The sequence below is a fragment of the Enterobacter cloacae complex sp. SYL003 genome, assembly GCF_049236925.1.
GTDB lineage: Bacteria > Pseudomonadota > Gammaproteobacteria > Enterobacterales > Enterobacteriaceae > Enterobacter > Enterobacter intestinihominis.
Window position 1 is genome coordinate 23,260 of sequence record NZ_JBMKJK010000010.1, and the last position, 16,512, is coordinate 39,771.

General features: G+C 60.4%; 17 protein-coding genes. 9 read left to right on the top strand and 8 right to left on the bottom strand.

Annotation, left to right across the window (positions count from 1 at the left end; translation table 11 throughout):
- Positions 1–70: 70 nt before the first annotated feature.
- Entirely contained in the window at positions 71–1,030 is a 960-nt protein-coding gene (fepB, locus tag ACOT1A_RS14025; protein WP_063138053.1) for a Fe2+-enterobactin ABC transporter substrate-binding protein, read from the bottom strand.
- 188 nt (positions 1,031–1,218) lie between these two features.
- Here fepB and entC point away from each other — a divergent pair, with 188 nt between their 5' ends.
- From entC to entH, 5 genes are read left to right on the top strand one after another with little or no spacing between them, the layout of a single operon-like run.
- Entirely contained in the window at positions 1,219–2,394 is a 1,176-nt protein-coding gene (gene entC, locus ACOT1A_RS14030) for an isochorismate synthase EntC (protein ID WP_023299559.1), read from the top strand.
- Between the two features lie 9 nt (positions 2,395–2,403).
- Positions 2,404–4,014 (top strand): (2,3-dihydroxybenzoyl)adenylate synthase EntE, encoded by a 1,611-nt coding sequence (gene entE, locus ACOT1A_RS14035; protein WP_368958443.1) that lies wholly within the window; start codon positions 2,404–2,406, stop codon positions 4,012–4,014.
- 10 nt (positions 4,015–4,024) lie between these two features.
- The gene (locus ACOT1A_RS14040) at positions 4,025–4,879 is read left to right on the top strand and encodes an isochorismatase (RefSeq protein WP_022647383.1); all 855 of its coding nucleotides are present in this window, start codon (positions 4,025–4,027) and stop codon (positions 4,877–4,879) included.
- Entirely contained in the window at positions 4,879–5,631 is a 753-nt protein-coding gene (entA, locus tag ACOT1A_RS14045; RefSeq protein WP_023305663.1) for a 2,3-dihydro-2,3-dihydroxybenzoate dehydrogenase EntA, read from the top strand. Before ACOT1A_RS14040 ends, entA begins: the two co-directional genes overlap by 1 nt.
- Complete coding sequence (gene entH / locus ACOT1A_RS14050) at positions 5,631–6,044, top strand: proofreading thioesterase EntH (protein WP_022647384.1); 414 nt, start codon at positions 5,631–5,633, stop codon at positions 6,042–6,044. The genes entA and entH overlap by 1 nt, the downstream gene beginning before the upstream one ends.
- Positions 6,045–6,134: 90 nt before the next feature.
- On the opposite strand, the gene ACOT1A_RS14055 is transcribed toward entH, so the two are convergent.
- Genes ACOT1A_RS14055 through ACOT1A_RS14065 form a run of 3 tightly spaced genes read right to left on the bottom strand, consistent with a single transcriptional unit; the run spans position 6,135 to position 8,417 of the window.
- A complete protein-coding gene (locus ACOT1A_RS14055; protein ID WP_058677444.1) occupies positions 6,135–7,247 on the bottom strand; it encodes a M20 family metallopeptidase in 1,113 nt (370 codons plus the stop codon).
- A 13-nt stretch (positions 7,248–7,260) separates the two neighbouring features.
- Positions 7,261–7,725: a YjiG family protein gene (locus ACOT1A_RS14060; protein ID WP_023305665.1), complete on the bottom strand. Its 465-nt coding sequence runs from the start codon at positions 7,723–7,725 to the stop codon at positions 7,261–7,263.
- Entirely contained in the window at positions 7,722–8,417 is a 696-nt protein-coding gene (locus ACOT1A_RS14065; protein WP_022647389.1) for a nucleoside recognition domain-containing protein, read from the bottom strand. Before ACOT1A_RS14065 ends, ACOT1A_RS14060 begins: the two co-directional genes overlap by 4 nt.
- Positions 8,418–8,685: 268 nt before the next feature.
- On the opposite strand from ACOT1A_RS14065, the gene cstA reads away from it, so the two are divergent.
- Both cstA and ACOT1A_RS14075 read left to right on the top strand, forming a co-directional pair.
- A complete protein-coding gene (gene cstA / locus ACOT1A_RS14070) occupies positions 8,686–10,791 on the top strand; it encodes a pyruvate/proton symporter CstA (RefSeq protein ID WP_022647390.1) in 2,106 nt (701 codons plus the stop codon).
- 104 nt (positions 10,792–10,895) lie between these two features.
- Positions 10,896–11,093, top strand: coding sequence for a YbdD/YjiX family protein (locus ACOT1A_RS14075; protein ID WP_006809671.1), 198 nt, complete (start codon positions 10,896–10,898; stop codon positions 11,091–11,093).
- On the opposite strand, the gene ACOT1A_RS14080 is transcribed toward ACOT1A_RS14075, so the two are convergent.
- The 4 genes from ACOT1A_RS14080 to ACOT1A_RS14095 form a co-directional block, all read right to left on the bottom strand.
- Complete coding sequence (locus ACOT1A_RS14080) at positions 11,090–11,494, bottom strand: helix-turn-helix domain-containing protein (RefSeq protein WP_022647392.1); 405 nt, start codon at positions 11,492–11,494, stop codon at positions 11,090–11,092. The genes ACOT1A_RS14075 and ACOT1A_RS14080 overlap by 4 nt on opposite strands.
- Entirely contained in the window at positions 11,469–11,771 is a 303-nt protein-coding gene (locus ACOT1A_RS14085) for a type II toxin-antitoxin system RelE family toxin (protein ID WP_022647393.1), read from the bottom strand. Before ACOT1A_RS14085 ends, ACOT1A_RS14080 begins: the two co-directional genes overlap by 26 nt.
- A gap of 183 nt (positions 11,772–11,954) precedes the next feature.
- Positions 11,955–12,698 (bottom strand): SDR family NAD(P)-dependent oxidoreductase, encoded by a 744-nt coding sequence (locus ACOT1A_RS14090; RefSeq protein WP_038415642.1) that lies wholly within the window; start codon positions 12,696–12,698, stop codon positions 11,955–11,957.
- A 57-nt stretch (positions 12,699–12,755) separates the two neighbouring features.
- Entirely contained in the window at positions 12,756–13,844 is a 1,089-nt protein-coding gene (locus ACOT1A_RS14095; protein WP_032624688.1) for an oxidoreductase, read from the bottom strand.
- Positions 13,845–14,003: 159 nt separating this feature from the next.
- Between ACOT1A_RS14095 and ACOT1A_RS14100 the strand changes: the two genes are divergently transcribed.
- Complete coding sequence (locus tag ACOT1A_RS14100) at positions 14,004–15,506, top strand: sugar ABC transporter ATP-binding protein (protein WP_126503682.1); 1,503 nt, start codon at positions 14,004–14,006, stop codon at positions 15,504–15,506.
- Positions 15,503–16,498, top strand: a complete 996-nt coding sequence (locus ACOT1A_RS14105; RefSeq protein WP_038415648.1) for an ABC transporter permease — start codon at positions 15,503–15,505, stop codon at positions 16,496–16,498. The genes ACOT1A_RS14100 and ACOT1A_RS14105 overlap by 4 nt, the downstream gene beginning before the upstream one ends.
- Positions 16,499–16,512: the final 14 nt, after the last annotated feature.

Sequence of the window (16,512 nt, forward strand, 5' to 3'; positions counted from 1 at the left end):
AAGGCGTAGCCGCCACCCGACAAAACGCCCGGTGGCGCTGCGCTTACCGGGCCTACGGGGAACGTGCCACTTATTTAAAAATTGAATTCAAACGCTGCAACACCAACATCGCGCTGTAATAATCCAGGCGGAACGTCTCGGTTCCTAATGCCCAGACGCGCTTGTTCTTCACCGACGGCAGATGCGCCAGCAGCGGGTTGGCGTAAATCGCGTCCACGTCTTTCTGATCGCCGGCAAACACGAACAGCCCTTCGCCGTTCAGCCCCGTCGCCAGGTTTTCACCCCCTAACTGGATAATGTCGTGGCGTTTGCCCTGACTTTTTGAGGTGTGCAACCCGGCAGGCACGTCGGCCAGCGTAAAGCCCAACTGGTGCAAAAGCTTGCCCTGCGCGGAGTCTGTCGTCCACAGGTTCGCCGTGTGCGCCGCGGCGGTGTAGACGATGGCGTTCACCGGCTGTGGCGGCAGCTTCATCTGCTGTTTCACCTTGGCGAGCTGTTTGTCGAAGGCAGCGATGCGCTCTGCGGCCTGTGTCTCCTGCCCGGTGATCGTCCCCAGTTGGGTCAGCAGTTCCTGCCAGCTTTTGTCGTCGTAGTTAATGATAAGCGTCGGCGCGATGGCGGAAAGCTGATCGTAGAGCGCCAGCGCGGAATCCCCGCCGGTGGCGCTGATCAAAATCAGGTCCGGCATCTGGGCCGCGACGGCTTCGGCGCTCGGCTCGCCGATGTACAGCCGGGCAACCTTACGCTGTTTGGCGATATCGCCCCACTGACGCAGGAAGCCCTGCGCATCCGCCACGCGGTTGTTTGGCGTGGTCGCGCCGCTGGCAATGACCGGCGCGTCAATGGCCAGCAGGGAGCCGGTTAAGGTCACGCTGGTGGAGACAATGCGCGTCGGTTTGCTCTCAAGCGTGTGAACGCCGCGGCTGTCGGTGACCTGACGCGGCCAGTCGGCGGCGGCGGCTGAGGTTAGTCCTAAAACAAAAAGTCCTGTTAAAAGAAGGGCATTGCGGCAAACGGCAGCGATTTTCACAGAGCGGCATCCTGATTTTATTGAAGATAATGCTTCTCATTTTCAGGGCTGTAGGGAAGGGATGCAAGCGTTTGTCGCACAAGTTATTTGCCCGACGGTTGACAGCGGGGCGATGTGGGATTAGGTTAGCCGACGAAAATATAAATGATAATCATTATTGCTTCTTTTATCATTTTAAGGAGGATGATATGGACACGTCCCTGGCTGAGGAAGTTCAGCACACCGCGACTACGCTGCAATCAGACAGCTTTTTCTTTATGTCGCCTTACCGCAGTTTTACTACGTCCGGCTGTTTTGCCCGTTTTTCTGAACCCGCCGTCGGCGGTGACGATCCGGCGGGTCCCTTTCAGCAGAAATTAGCTCAGGCTTTCCGGAATGCGAAAAACAGCGGCATTGCCCATCCGGTGATGGTAGGGGCGATCCCCTTCGATACCCGCAAACCGTCATCGCTGTTTATTCCGCAACGCTGGCAAACCTTCTCCCGCCCGGCGCGTCAGCAGTCCGCACGTTATGCCTCCGGCGCGCAGACGCTGAACGTGCAACAGCGCACCGAGATCCCGTCGCAGCCGGTTTTCGAGGAGATGGTTGCTCGCGCCGCGTCGCTCACCGCTACGCCGCAGGTGAATAAGGTGGTGCTGTCGCGCCTGATTGATATCGCGACCGACAAACAGATCGATAGCAGCGCGCTGATGGAGCGTCTTATCGCCCAGAACCCGGCAAGCTTTAACTTCCACGTACCGCTGGAAGACGGCGGCGTGCTGCTGGGCGCCAGCCCGGAACTGCTGCTGCGCAAAGAGGGCGCGCACTTTAGCTCGCTGCCGCTGGCAGGCTCTGCGCGCCGTCAGCCGGACGATGTGCTGGATCGCGAAGCGGGCACTAAGCTGCTGGCCTCCGAAAAAGACCGCCACGAGCACGATCTGGTCACGCAGGCGATGAAAACCATTCTGGAACCGCGTAGCCATCATCTGAGCATGCCAGCTTCCCCGCAGCTCATCACCACCCCGACGCTGTGGCATCTGGCCACGCCGGTAGAAGGTGAGGCACGTGAAAACGAGAACGCCCTGACGCTGGCCTGCCTGCTGCACCCGACGCCCGCGCTGAGCGGCTTCCCGCATCAGGCGGCAAAAGAGCTGATTGCCGAGCTGGAGCCGTTCGACCGCGAGCTGTTCGGCGGCATCGTCGGCTGGTGCGACAGCGAAGGTAACGGCGAGTGGGTGGTAACTATCCGCTGCGCGCGGCTGCATCAAAATACCGTTCGCCTGTTTGCCGGCGCGGGCATTGTGCCTGCCTCCTCCCCGGTCGGCGAGTGGCGCGAGACGGGCGTGAAGCTCTCCACCATGCTCAACGTGTTTGGTTTGCACTAAGGAATACTCATGACCATCCCTTTTACCCGCTGGCCTGAGGAGTTTGCCCGCCGCTACCGTGAAAAAGGCTACTGGCAGGATCTGCCGCTGACCCACATTCTGACGGACCATGCGGACAGCGATACGGTCGCGATAATTGACGGCGATCGCCGCATCACCTACCGCGCGTTTAATCAGGCGGTGACGAATCTGGCGTCCTCCCTTCAGGCGCAGGGGCTGCATCGCGGTGAGACCGCGCTGGTGCAGCTTGGCAACGTGGCCGAGTTCTACATCACCTTCTTCGCGCTACTGCAAATCGGCGTCGCGCCGGTCAACGCGCTCTTTAGCCATCAGCGCAGTGAACTCAACGCCTACGCGGAGCAGATCAAACCCGCCGTGTTGATTGCCGATCGCGACCACGCGCTGTTCTCAGTCGATGATTTTCTCAACACCTTTGTGGATGCGCATCGCTCGGTACGCGTTGTGCTGCTGCGTGGCGATAAGGGCGAACATGCGCTGGAGGCGGCGATTGCGCGCCCGGCGGGCAATTTCATCCCGAACCCGACGCCCGCCGACGAAGTGGCGTTCTTCCAGCTCTCCGGCGGCAGCACCGGCACGCCGAAGCTGATCCCGCGCACGCATAACGATTACGACTACAGCATTCGCCGCAGCAACGAAATCTGCGGTATCACTGCGCACACCCGCTATCTGAACGCCCTTCCCGCGGCGCATAACTACGCCATGAGCTCGCCAGGATCGTTAGGCGTTTTCACGGCGGGTGGCTGCGTGGTGCTGGCGAACGATCCGAGCTCCACGCTCTGCTTCCCGCTGATTGAGCAGCATCAGATCAACGTCACCTCGCTGGTGCCGCCCGCGGTCAGCCTGTGGTTGCAGGCGATTGCCGACGGCGCGGGGAACGCCCAGCTGAAATCCCTCAGGCTGCTCCAGGTGGGCGGCGCGCGCCTCTCCGCCACGCTTGCGGCGCGCATTCCGGCGGAAATTGGCTGCCAGCTTCAGCAGGTGTTTGGCATGGCGGAAGGGCTGGTGAACTATACCGCCCTCGACGATGCGCCGGAGCGCATCATCAATACCCAGGGCCGCCCGATGTGCCCGGACGATGAAGTGTGGGTGGCGGACGAGGACGGCAACCCGCTGCCGCGCGGGGAGGTCGGGCGTCTGATGACGCGCGGCCCTTACACCTTCCGCGGCTATTTCAACAGCCCGGACCACAACGCCAGTGCCTTCGATGCCAACGGCTTCTACTGCTCGGGCGATCTGATCGCCATCGATGAGCAGGGTTACATCACCGTGCAGGGGCGCGAGAAAGATCAGATCAACCGCGGTGGCGAGAAGATCGCCGCCGAAGAGATCGAAAACCTGCTGCTGCGCCACGACGCGGTGATCCACGCCGCGCTGGTGAGCATGGAGGACAGCCTGCTGGGCGAAAAAAGCTGCGCGTACCTGGTGGTGAAACAGCCGCTTCGCGCGGTGGAGGTGCGCCGCTTCCTGCGCGAGCAGGGCGTTGCCGAATTTAAGCTGCCGGACCGCGTGGAGAGCGTGGATGCGCTTCCGCTCACGCCGGTCGGCAAAGTTGATAAGAAACAGTTGCGCCTGTGGCTTGCTGAACGCGCCCGGGGCTGAGGAACAGAGAATGGCTATTCCAAAATTAACCGCATATGCGCTGCCAACCGCCGCCGAACTGCCGACCAGTAAAGTAAGCTGGGCGTTTGAACCGGAGCGCGCCGCGCTGCTGATCCACGATATGCAGGAGTACTTCCTGAATTTCTGGGGCGAAAATAGCGACATGATGCAGCAGGTGGTGGCGAACATCGCTAAACTGCGCGCGTACTGCAAAGAGCACAATATTCCGGTGTACTACACCGCGCAGCCGAAAGATCAGAGCGATGAAGACCGCGCCCTGCTGAACGATATGTGGGGGCCGGGTCTGACTCGCTCACCGGAGCAGCAGCGCATCGTCGCTGAGCTGACCCCGGACGAAGCGGACACCGTGCTGGTGAAGTGGCGCTACAGCGCGTTTCACCGCTCCCCGCTGGAGCAGATGCTGAAAGAGACCGGCCGCAACCAGCTTTTGATCACCGGTGTGTACGCCCACATCGGCTGCATGACCACCGCCACCGACGCCTTTATGCGCGACATCAAACCGTTCTTTATCGCCGACGCGCTGGCGGATTTCACCCGCGACGAGCACCTGATGTCGCTGAAATACGTGGCCGGACGTTCGGGCCGCGTGGTGATGACCGACGAGCTGCTGCCGTCTGTTCCGGCAACGAAAGCCGCGCTGCGTGAGCTGATCCTGCCGCTGCTGGACGAGTCCGACGAGCCGATGGATGACGAAAACCTGATCGACTACGGTCTGGATTCAGTACGGATGATGGCGCTGGCCGCCCGCTGGCGCAAAGTGCACGGCGACATTGATTTCGTGATGCTGGCAAAAAATCCGACCCTCGATGCCTGGTGGGCGCTGCTCTCCCGCGAGGTGAAGTGATGGCTTTTGATTTTACCGGTAAAACCGTCTGGGTGACGGGCGCGGGTAAGGGCATTGGCTATGCGACCGCGCTGGCATTTGTGGAGGCCGGGGCGCAGGTGACCGGGTTCGATCTGGCTTTCCCTCACGGCGAATATCCGTTTGCCACCGAAACACTGGACGTGGCGGATGCGGCGCAGGCGAGTGATGTCTGCGGGCGTTTGCTAAGCAGCCTTGAGCGGCTCGACGTGCTGGTTAACGCGGCAGGCATTCTGCGTATGGGCGCGACGGATCAGCTTTCGCAGGAAGACTGGCAGCAGACCTTTGCGGTCAACGTCGGCGGCGCGTTCAACCTGTTCCAGCAGACGATGGGCCAGTTCCGTCGTCAGCAGGGTGGGGCGATTGTGACGGTGGCCTCTGACGCGGCGCACACGCCGCGCATCGGCATGAGCGCCTACGGCGCGTCGAAAGCGGCGCTGAAAAGCCTGGCGCTGACCGTCGGGCTGGAGCTGGCGGGCAGCGGCGTACGCTGTAACCTGGTGTCGCCGGGTTCTACGGATACCGACATGCAGCGCACGTTGTGGACCAGCGATGATGCGGAACAGCGGCGCATTCGCGGCTTCGGCGAGCAGTTCAAACTCGGCATTCCGCTCGGTAAAATTGCCCGTCCGCAGGAGATTGCCGCGACCGTGCTGTTCCTGGCATCCGATGCCGCCAGCCATATCACCTTGCAGGATATCGTGGTGGACGGCGGCTCCACGCTGGGGGCGTAATGATCTGGAAACGTCATTTATCCCTCGACGAACTGAATGCCACTAGCCAGAACACGATGGTGGAACACCTTGGCATCGTCTATACCCGCCTCGGGGACGATACGCTGGAAGCGGAGATGCCGGTGGATGCGCGCACCCACCAGCCGTTTGGCCTGCTGCACGGCGGTGCGTCGGCGGCGCTGGCGGAAACGCTGGGGTCGATGGCCGGTTTTCTGATGACCCGCGACGGGCAGAATGTGGTGGGCACGGAACTGAACGCTACGCACCACCGCGCGGTCTCTCACGGTAAGGTGCGCGGCGTATGTCAGCCGCTGCATCTGGGCCGCTCCAGTCAGAGCTGGGAGATTGTGGTGTTCGACGAGCAGGGGCGGCGGTGCTGTACGTGTCGGTTGAGTACGATGGTGCTGGGTTAGATTGTGCGGCGGGAGTGCCGGGTGGCGGCTTCGCCTTACCCGGCCTACGAAACATGCAGGCCCGGTAAGCGAAGCGCCACCGGGCGGTTGTTACAACATCGATACCACCCGCTTCAACAGCCGAATTCGCGGCGCAATGGACGCTTTATCCAGCCATTCCGCCGGGCTGTGGAACCCGGCGCCAACCGGCCCGAAGCCGTCAAGCGTGGGGATGCCGAGCGCGGCGGTGTGGTTGGCGTCGCTGCCGCCGCCGACTGCCTGCCAGGTAATGTCGATGCCTTCCGCTTTACCCGCCGCTTCAACCTGCTGCATCAGCGCCTGCGTCGCGTCGCTCGCGGCCATCGCCGGTTTGTGATTAACCCGCGTCAGCGTGGTGGTCACGCCGTCTAAAAAACCTTGTTCACATAACAACTCCAGCGCCTGGTTCACCCGGTCATACTCGTCGTTTTCCCAGAAGCGAACGTCCAGTTCTGCCACAGCGCTGTCCGCGACCACGTTCGCCGCGCTGCCGCCCTGAATCACGCCGACGTTAAGTGTAGTGCCGCGATCCCAGTCCGTCAGCGCATTGATGGCGATAACGCTCTTTGCCAGCGCGGTGATCGCCGAGCGGCCTTTTTCCGGGTCATTGCCCGCGTGTGCCGCCACGCCGCTAAAGGTGAGGTGATAGCCCGCCATCCCTTTACGCGCTTTCACCAGCGAACCGTCGGCGCGGGCGGCTTCGCACACCAGCACGCAGCGGGAACGCTTAGCCAGCTCGCCAATCCACTCATGGGAATGGACAGATCCGGTCTCTTCGTCCGGGTTCATCGCAACGGCAATCGCGAGACGATCGTTGTCTGCGGCGTCAAGCGCGCGCATTGCCCACAAAATATTCAGAAGTCCGCTCTTCATATCCGAGACGCCGGGGCCGTACAGGCGGGTTTCATCCTCGCTCAGCGGACGCGCGGCCACGGTGCCGGCGGGAAATACGGTATCCAGATGCCCGACCAGCAGCACGTCGAACCGTTCCGCCTGCGGCTTGTTACTGACGAAGACGCCGGGGCCCACCTTGTCACCCAGGTTCACCTGCTCCGTATGCCAGCCTTCGCGCTGCCACAGTTGCTGCATGATGCCTGCAACAGCGGCGACGCCGTCAATCGTCTGGGTGCCGCAGTCTACGTTCACCAGGGTTTTCAGCTCTTCGATATAATGGTCAAGATTCATGTTCACGTCCTGTTCAGAGAATAATGCGCATCAGCAGCATGGCTAAGAAAGCGTTGACCACCGAGAGGGCGATCATCAGCGGAATACGTTTGGCGCGGGTGCCAATCACCCCCAGAATGCGGCCCAGGTACTGCACCTGCGAGCCCATCAGGTAGATGGCGGGCGCCAGGATCGCCAGGTGCTCGCCGGTGAGGATGCCTTTATCAAACAGGCCGATGGCAACGCCGATCCCGCCGCCCATCGACATCCAGCCGCCAATCAGCACGGCGGCCGCTTCGCCCGGCAGGCCAAACAGGCCCATCAGCGGAGAGAAGATCGTGCCCAGCCCTTTCAGCGCACCGGTAATTTCCAGCGCCTTGATGATGATAAAGGCCATCACCACGTTGGGCAGCGTGCTGCTGGTGGCAATGCTCCAGCCTTTGCGCGCGCCTTCGATAAACACATCGGTAATGACGGGATTGGACTGTGGGGCACTCATGCGGCGTCTCCTTTATGGGTAAACGTCAGGATCAGGCGCAGCAGATTGGCGCCGACAATTTTCATGATAAACATCACCGCGATACAGGCCCCGATGGAGGTGGGCACCGCCGCCGTGCCGTCAACGGCGAGCAGCGTGAAGAGGATCGCCCCGGAAGAGAAAAAGTTGGTGATCATCGCCCCGGCGGAGAACTGGAACATGGCGAAAACGTCTTTCTCTTTTTCGCTGATTTGCCCTTCATCAGAGAGATTACGGGTAAGCGACGCGCCCACGTCGGTACTTTGCAGGCTGCCAATCAGCGCCAGCCCGGTGGTGCCAGGGATCCCCAATAGCGGGCGCAGCAGAGGAGTTAAGAGTTTGCGCGCGGCACGCAGGGCGCCATAGTGCTCCAGCACGTTGATCATCCCCAGGGCGAACATCACCGCGGGAATTAAACCGAGCGCGAAGAGAAACCCGTCCATCGCGCCGCTGCCGCCGGTGCCGCGAAAGGCGCTGCTGGCTGTGGTTAACGTACCGTCATCCAGACTGGCTTTGCTGACCACTTTGCCAAATGCGCCGTTGAGGGTGGTGAAATCAAAGACGCCGTACCACTCTTGTCCGCCTAACAGACCCGAGAAGAAAACGGCTGCAAACGCCAGCGCGAAGTACGCGCCCGGCCCGACCTGACTATCCTGAGGTACTGAACTGTTCATATCCTTTTCCTTGTATGCACGCGATTGCGCAGGATCATTCTGGCGAGGTTATGGCCAAAAAAAATGATACAAATCATTCCGTAAGGCGGTGTCTGGCCGAAAAAGGTAAAAGTGTGAACGGTGACGCTACGAAAGTGATCGGCTTAACAATGTGGTGTAAATGTCTGGTTTGACCACGCATTATTGCGTTTCAAAGTTGTTAAATTTTATCCGTTGTTCTAGAAACAAAATGTAACATCTCACTGTTTCACAACAACGGATAACCATTATGAACAACTCAGGGAAATACCTTATATGGGCAGGGCTCTCCGTTGTGGGAGCCTTTGCCCTGGGCTACATCGCCCTCAACCGGGGGGAGCAGATCAATGCGCTCTGGATCGTGGTCGCCTCCGTCTGCATTTATCTGATCGCATACCGTTTTTATGGCCGTTATATCGCGAAGACGGTACTGGGCGTAGACGGCACGCGCATGACGCCGGCCGTGCGTCATAACGATGGTCTGGACTACGTGCCGACCGATAAAAAAGTGCTGTTCGGTCACCATTTCGCGGCGATTGCCGGGGCAGGCCCGCTGGTGGGGCCGGTACTGGCCGCGCAGATGGGCTACCTGCCGGGGATGATCTGGATCCTCGCGGGGGTGGTGCTGGCGGGCGCGGTGCAGGACTTCATGGTGCTGTTCGTCTCCACCCGTCGCGACGGTCGTTCGCTGGGTGAGCTGGTGAAAGAGGAGATGGGGGCAACTGCCGGGGTGATTGCGCTGGTGGCGACCTTTATGATCATGGTCATCATCCTCGCGGTGCTGGCGATGATCGTGGTGAAAGCCTTGACCCACAGCCCGTGGGGAACCTATACCGTCGCCTTCACCATTCCGCTGGCGCTGTTCATGGGGATCTACATTCGCTATCTGCGTCCGGGACGCATTGGTGAAGTTTCAGTCATTGGCCTGGTGTTCCTGGTGTTTGCTATTATCTCCGGCGGCTGGGTGGCGGAAAGCCCGACCTGGGCACCGTTCTTCGACTTCACCGGCGTGCAGCTGACCTGGATGCTGGTGGGCTACGGCTTCGTGGCGGCGGTGCTGCCGGTATGGCTCCTGCTGGCCCCGCGTGACTACCTCTCTACGTTCCTGAAAATTGGTACCATCGTCGGGCTGGCGATCGGCATTCTGATTATGCGCCCGACCCTGACCATGCCTGCCCTGACCAAATTCATTGACGGCACCGGCCCGGTCTGGACCGGTAACCTGTTCCCGTTCCTGTTTATCACCATCGCCTGTGGGGCAGTGTCTGGCTTCCACGCGCTTATCGCCTCCGGGACCACGCCGAAGATGCTGGCGAATGAAAATCAGGCCTGCCTGATTGGCTATGGCGGCATGCTGATGGAATCCTTCGTGGCGATTATGGCGCTGGTCTCGGCCTGTATTATCGACCCGGGCGTGTACTTCGCGATGAACAGCCCGATGGCGGTACTGGCCCCGGCCGGCACTGTTGACGTGGTCGCCTCTGCTGCGCAGGTGGTGAGCGGCTGGGGCTTTGCGATCACCCCTGATACGTTGACGCATATCGCTAACGAGGTCGGCGAGCAGTCGATTATCTCCCGTGCGGGCGGGGCGCCGACGCTGGCGGTGGGTATGGCCTACATCCTGCACGGTGCGCTGGGCGGGCTGATGGATGTCTCGTTCTGGTATCACTTCGCCATTCTGTTCGAGGCGCTGTTTATCCTGACGGCGGTGGATGCCGGTACGCGCGCGGCGCGCTTTATGTTGCAGGATCTGCTGGGGGTGATCTCCCCGAATCTGAAACGTACCGATTCACTCCCGGCTAACCTGCTGGCGACGGCACTGTGCGTGCTGGCGTGGGGCTACTTCCTGCATCAGGGCGTGGTCGATCCGCTGGGCGGCATTAACACCCTGTGGCCGCTGTTCGGAATCGCCAACCAGATGCTGGCGGGCATGGCGCTGATGCTTTGTGCCGTAGTCCTGTTCAAGATGAAGCGCCAGCGTTACGCATGGGTGGCGCTGGTGCCAACGGCGTGGCTGCTGATCTGTACCCTGACAGCAGGCTGGCAGAAAGCCTTCAGCCCGGACAACAAGGTGGGCTTCCTGGCCATTGCCAACAAGTTCCAGGCGATGATCGACAGCGGCAAGATCCCGGCGCAGTACACCGAATCTCAGCTGTCCCAGCTGGTGTTTAACAACCGTCTGGACGCCGGGCTGACCATCTTCTTTATGGTGGTGGTTGTGGTGCTGGCGTTGTATTCTCTGAAAACCGCGCTGGCGGCGTTGAAAGTCGACACGCCAACGGCGAAAGAGACGCCGTATGAGCCAATGCCTGAGAACCTGGACGAGATTGTCACCCAGGCGAAAGGGGCGCATTAACCCGTGTGCCGGGTGGCGGCTTCGCCTTACCCGGCCTACATTTCTTATCCTCCCTCTCCCTCCGGGAGAGGGCCGGGGTGAGGGAAACAAACGAGAAACTGACTATGTTCGACACCCTTTCCAAAGCAGGTAAATACCTGGGCCAGGCCGCTAAAATGATGATTGGCGTGCCGGATTACGACAACTACGTCGAGCATATGCGCGTCAACCACCCGGATCAGACGCCAATGACCTACGAAGAATTTTTCCGCGACCGTCAGGACGCCCGCTACGGCGGTAAGGGCGGGGCGAAGTGCTGTTAACCCTCTTTTGGTAAATAGAGGCTGATCTGCTCCTGTTTACAGCCGTAAATTGCCGCCAGCTTTTCGCGGGTGCGCTTTTGCGGTCGGGAGTCCAGCGCCTCCAGCTGTGACACGGCGGACTGACTGATGCCAAGCTTCTCCGCCACCTCCTGCTGGGACATACCGCGTAAAATGCGCCAGGCGGCCTGCAGGCTGACGTTTTCGTTATGCATGATGTCGCACACTTCACCCGGTAAACCTACGTTATCGTAGATGTCTGATTCGTAAGGGATGTCTTCCCAGTCGTTTTCATCATCGTCATCGTACTCAAGCATGGCTAAACGCATGCGAAAATATTCACCGTAGGGTATGACAACATACTGTTTTTTTCCTTCTTCATCCTTGATGAACTGAATAGTCATATTCCGTATGCTCCTCATGAAGGTAGGTAGTGGTTGTCCGGCGTTTTACTGCCACTACGTAGCAGATATCACCCGGCGGATCCCCGAAGGTGTAAATGACCCTGTAATCACCTAATCGCAACCTGTAGTGGTTTTCGGGAGAAGATAATTTCTTGATATCCGCGACAGGTGATGTTTTATCGTCCATCTTCTCCAGCCTGAATTTAATGCGGTTCTGATATCGAGGATCGATTTTAGAAAACTGCTTCTCTGCTGTTTTAGACCAGACAATCTTCATCCGTACCTCCACTGTACGCCCACACAAAACATAAGGAAATAATAAGACTATTAGATAAATTCCGAATTTCTTATGGGGTACTGTAGAGCGGAGAAAAACCGCGAGAAAGCGGCAAAACGCGAATCGTCGAGGCGACTCGAACAGGCCTCTGCCGGGCGACAGAGGCATACAGTAAATTTGCGATCAGGCGTTCAGACCGCCGTCGACATCCAGACCGGCGCCGGAAATTTGCCCCGCAGCCGGGCTGGCGAGGAAGGTGACCGCCGCTGCGATATCCTCCGGCTGGCCGTAATGACCAAGCGCGATCATCCGGCGCTGGGCTTCCGCCTGCTCGCCGTCTTCCGGGTTCATATCGCTGTTGGTCGGGCCGGGATGAACCAGGTTGACGGTAATGCCGCGCGGGCCTAAATCGCGGGCCAGACCCCGGGTAAGGGAGTTTAGGGCCGATTTGGTCATCGAGTAGACGGCGATCCCCGGCTGCGCCACGCGGTTCGCCAGACAGCTGCCGATGTTGATGATGCGTCCGCCGTCAGACATATGCACCAGCGCTTCCTGAATGGCGATCACCACGCCGCGGATATTGACGTTGATCAGAGCGTCGATGTCCGCCAGTGTCATGGACTCCAGCGGGCCGCCGCGTGCAATCCCGGCGTTATTGACCAGAATATCCAGCCCGCCGAGGGAGCGCGCCGCCTGCGTGACCGCATCCTGAATCGCCTGCGCGCTGGCGCTGTCGGCCTGAATCGCCTCGCCGTGTCGCCCCAGCGCGTTGATTTCATCGACGACCTGCTGGGCTTTATCGACGGATTTTTCGTAGGTGATAACCACATCGGCACCGGCGCGTGCCAGCGACAGCGCAATCGCCCGACCCAGCCCACGACTGGCGCCGGTGACCAGCGCCTTTTTACCTGTTAAATCGATCTGCATGATGACCTCGTTGCAAGAGTGGAGAGAATCATCATTAGGTATAGCCCGTCGGCGCGATTAACGGCTGAAGGATTCCACCTTCTCAAACGCGGCGCGCAGAACGTCAGGGCTTAACGTAATCGGTAAAAAGTGAATAGACTCCACCGGGCGCAGGGTGTGAGCAATGACCTTGTCCAGCTCGTCGCGGTTATGGATATCGACCTCCAGCGCGCGAAGCGTGGTCGGCAGGTTAAAACGCTGGTATGCCGCCACCAGCTGCGTCAGCACGTCCTCCTGACCGAGCAGGGCGCTCTGCACCAGAATGCCGTAGGCCACCTTGGTGCCGTGGAGGTATTTTTCCGTCTGCGGCAGCACGGTTAAGCCGTTGTGCACCGCATGTGCCGCCGCCACGCGGGTATAGCGTTCGCCCAGACCGCCGACCATACCGCCACCGGCGATAACGGCGTCCACCACGTCCCGAAACGCCTGCGTCTGGTCGCCGCGCTGCTGGTCGGCCAGCGCCTCTTCGCTGCGCTCCAGCAACACGTCGCGGATCGCCAGCGCACCGTTCAGGCCAAGACGCACGGTCAGCGGCAGGTTTTCCGGTTCAGGGGCGAGTACCGCCGCTTCGTACCACTTCGCCAGCGTATCGCCGATGCCTGCCAACAGGTATTCCGCCGGGGCGTTAAGGATGATTTGCGGCTCCACCAGCACCAGATAGTTGGCGTCGTCAAAAATCTCAAACTGTAGCGCCTGCCCGGCATCGTTGTACCACACGGAGAGCGGGGTCCACGCCGCGCAGGTGGCGGCGATGGTGGGAATGCCCACGAACGGCACGCCCAGACGACGTGCCACGGCCTTGACGGTATCCATTACCGCACCGCCGCCCACGCCAATCACCACGCTGGCTTCACCACCCGACGCGTTCACCAGATGAGTGACGTCACGCTCGCTGCAATGGCCCTTAAACAGCAGATGTTTTGCCCCCGTCGCGTTAAAACTCTCCGGCAGATAAGGGCGTGCGCCCTCGATAGCCCGCTCGCCGTAGATCCACACCGCGCGGGAAAGCTGTTCCGGAGTAAAGAAATCATCCAGGTGCGCAAGGCTTCCCGGATGAGAGAAGTAGTTCGCCGGGCCGGGCACGACGCGGATATCGGTGTTGCTCATGAAGTTGTCCTTTTTTAGCAAGCGCTAACCCGATGTTATGTCTGGACATCCGGATGGCTAATAATATTTCGCTTTATCTTATGCCTTTTCCGTCGTTGTCAGTCAACCGGAGCTGTGAAAAATTCGCTAAATCAGAAGAGTAATGAAGGATTTACGCGGATGGTTTCCAGTCGCCTTGAGATGCGCGGTATCAGCCTGGCCTTTTCCGGCTTTCAGGCCCTGTCGCGCGTGGATTTCACCCTGAATGGCGGGTCGGTGCATGCGCTGACCGGCGCCAACGGCGCGGGAAAATCGACGCTGATGGCGGTGCTGTGTGGGACGCACGATCGTTATGAAGGCGAAATCTGCATTAACAACCAGCCGGTAAGCATCCGCGAGCCGCTGGACGCCAAACGGCTCGGTATCCACCTTGTGCAGCAGGAGGTGGACGTGGCGCTGATCCCCGGGCTGAGCATTGCGGAGAACATTATGCTCGACCAGCTGGCGCAGCCGGGACACCGCTACAGCTGGCGCGCGATTCGTCAGCAGGCGCGGCAGGCGCTGGCGCAGCTGGATGTTTCGCTGGACGTTCGCCGTTCCATCGACAACTGCACGCTGGCTGAAAAGCAGCAGATTTTGCTGGCGCGGGCGCTCTCGCACCACTGCCGTTTTCTCATTCTTGATGAGCCCACCGCGCCGCTGGACGCGCACGAAAGCGAGCGTCTGTTTGCGGTAGTAAGACGTCTGCAACAGCAGGGCATTGGCGTGGTGTTTATTTCTCACCGCATTCACGAGCTGAAGGCCATCTGCGACACCCTGACGGTGCTGCGCGACGGCAGGCTGATTGAGTCCGGCCCGATGGCGGATCTGAGCGGAGAGGAGATCGTCGAGAAGATGCTCGGCCACGAGCTGAGCGATATCTATCCGCCCCCGCGACCGCCGCACGGTGAAGAGATGCTGCTGCGGGTGGAAGGCCTGCACGACGACGCGCTGCTGAAAGATATCTCCCTGCATCTGCGCAAAGGTGAAATCCTCGGCATTGCCGGGCTGGCGGGGGCGGGGAAAACGGAACTCTGCAAGGCGCTGTTTGGCGCCAGCAAAAGCCGCGTGGCGCGCGGCGAGCTGAACCATCAGGCCTGGAAACCGCGCGATCCGGCAGACTCGGTGCTACGCGGTCTGGCGCTGGTGCCGGAGGAGCGGCGCAAAGAGGGCATTTTTATCGACGAGCCGGTGAGCATGAACCTTGCCGTGTGCGCCGATAACAGTTTCTCGCGCTGGAGCCTGTTTGGTCATCGTCAGGCGTGGCGCTGGGCGGAAGAGGTGATTGCCCGCGTCGGCGTGCGCACGCGCGGGCCGGGGCAGGTGCTGCGTCGGCTTTCCGGCGGTAACCAGCAGAAGGTCGCCATCGGGAAATGGCTGCGCAATGACGCCAGCGTGCTGATATTCGACGAGCCGACCAAAGGCGTGGACGTGAAGGCCAAAACCGATCTGTTTCAGCTGATCGACGGCCTGGCGCGCGAGGGCAAAGGGGTGATTTACGCCTCAGGTGAATTTGCCGAGCTGGTCGGTCTGTGCGACCGCATCTGCGTGCTGTGGGACGGTCGCATCGTGGCGGAAATCGCCGGGGCAGAGGCCCGGGAAGAAACACTACTTTATTATTCAACCGGAGGAACGGCGTCGTGAGCAAGGCCCTTTCAGTGACCACGGCGGCGTCTGGCCGTCAGCAGATTTTCGATTTTCTTTATAAGTGGGGCATGCTGCTGACCGTCGTCGCGCTGGTGGCGGTGTTTGGCCTGGCGTCGGACAGCTTCCTCGACCCGAACAACATCATCAACATTCTGCGCTCGATTGCCATCGTGACGGTGATTGCCGTTGGCGTCTCTATTTCGCTGACCGTCGGCGGGTTCGATCTCTCCGTGGGATCTACCGCGTCGCTGGCGAACGCGCTGGTGATTTCGCTTTTCGTCTGGCACGGCTTTGGCACCACCGAGTCGATTCTGCTGACCCTCGCGCTCTGTACGCTGGTCGGCCTGTTTAACGCCTTTCTGATCGTCATCCTGCGCATTCCGGACATGCTCGCGACCCTTGCCAGCCTGTTTGTCATCCAGGGTGTGGCGATGACCTACAGCTACGGCGGGTCGATTACCGAGAACATGGTGCTGCCGAGCGGCGACATGGCGGAAGGGACCATTCCGGCGGCGTTTGGCCTGCTCGGGCAGGTGCCGACCATTGTGATCGTCATGCTGGTGGTGACCGTGCTGGCGCAACTGGGCCTGTCGCTGACCACCCATGGACGCCGGATGTACGCCATTGGCGGCAACCCCGAAGCCGCGCGCCTCTCCGGCATTCGCACCACTCGCTACAAAGTGGCAGCCTACGTGATTGCCTCTCTGCTGGCGGGGCTGGGCGGCATTCTGCTGGCCTCGCGTATTGGTTCATCGCAGGTGAATGCGGGCGGCGGCTACCTGATGGACGCGGTGGCGGCGGCGTGGATCGGCTTCTCGCTGGCCGGATCCGGCAAGCCGAATGCGCTGGGTACGCTGGTGGGGGCGGTGATCCTCGGCGTGCTGTCGAACGGGCTGGTGATGCTCTCCGTGCCGTATTACGCCATGGACATTATAAAAGGGCTGGTGCTCGCGGTAGCGCTGGCGATTACCTACATACAAAAACGCTGACAACACAACGGGAT

Bases quoted from the DNA above. Each gene is read 5' to 3' on its own strand.
- entC (WP_023299559.1), top strand. From the start codon at position 1,219: ATGGACACGTCCCTGGCTGAGGAAGTTCAGCACACCGCGACTACGCTG.
- entE (WP_368958443.1), top strand. From the start codon at position 2,404: ATGACCATCCCTTTTACCCGCTGGCCTGAGGAGTTTGCCCGCCGCTAC.
- ACOT1A_RS14040 (WP_022647383.1), top strand. From the start codon at position 4,025: ATGGCTATTCCAAAATTAACCGCATATGCGCTGCCAACCGCCGCCGAA.
- entA (WP_023305663.1), top strand. From the start codon at position 4,879: ATGGCTTTTGATTTTACCGGTAAAACCGTCTGGGTGACGGGCGCGGGT.
- entH (WP_022647384.1), top strand. From the start codon at position 5,631: ATGATCTGGAAACGTCATTTATCCCTCGACGAACTGAATGCCACTAGC.
- ACOT1A_RS14055 (WP_058677444.1), bottom strand. From the start codon at position 7,247: ATGAATCTTGACCATTATATCGAAGAGCTGAAAACCCTGGTGAACGTA.
- ACOT1A_RS14060 (WP_023305665.1), bottom strand. From the start codon at position 7,725: ATGAGTGCCCCACAGTCCAATCCCGTCATTACCGATGTGTTTATCGAA.
- ACOT1A_RS14065 (WP_022647389.1), bottom strand. From the start codon at position 8,417: ATGAACAGTTCAGTACCTCAGGATAGTCAGGTCGGGCCGGGCGCGTAC.
- cstA (WP_022647390.1), top strand. From the start codon at position 8,686: ATGAACAACTCAGGGAAATACCTTATATGGGCAGGGCTCTCCGTTGTG.
- ACOT1A_RS14075 (WP_006809671.1), top strand. From the start codon at position 10,896: ATGTTCGACACCCTTTCCAAAGCAGGTAAATACCTGGGCCAGGCCGCT.
- ACOT1A_RS14080 (WP_022647392.1), bottom strand. From the start codon at position 11,494: ATGACTATTCAGTTCATCAAGGATGAAGAAGGAAAAAAACAGTATGTT.
- ACOT1A_RS14085 (WP_022647393.1), bottom strand. From the start codon at position 11,771: ATGAAGATTGTCTGGTCTAAAACAGCAGAGAAGCAGTTTTCTAAAATC.
- ACOT1A_RS14090 (WP_038415642.1), bottom strand. From the start codon at position 12,698: ATGCAGATCGATTTAACAGGTAAAAAGGCGCTGGTCACCGGCGCCAGT.
- ACOT1A_RS14095 (WP_032624688.1), bottom strand. From the start codon at position 13,844: ATGAGCAACACCGATATCCGCGTCGTGCCCGGCCCGGCGAACTACTTC.
- ACOT1A_RS14100 (WP_126503682.1), top strand. From the start codon at position 14,004: ATGGTTTCCAGTCGCCTTGAGATGCGCGGTATCAGCCTGGCCTTTTCC.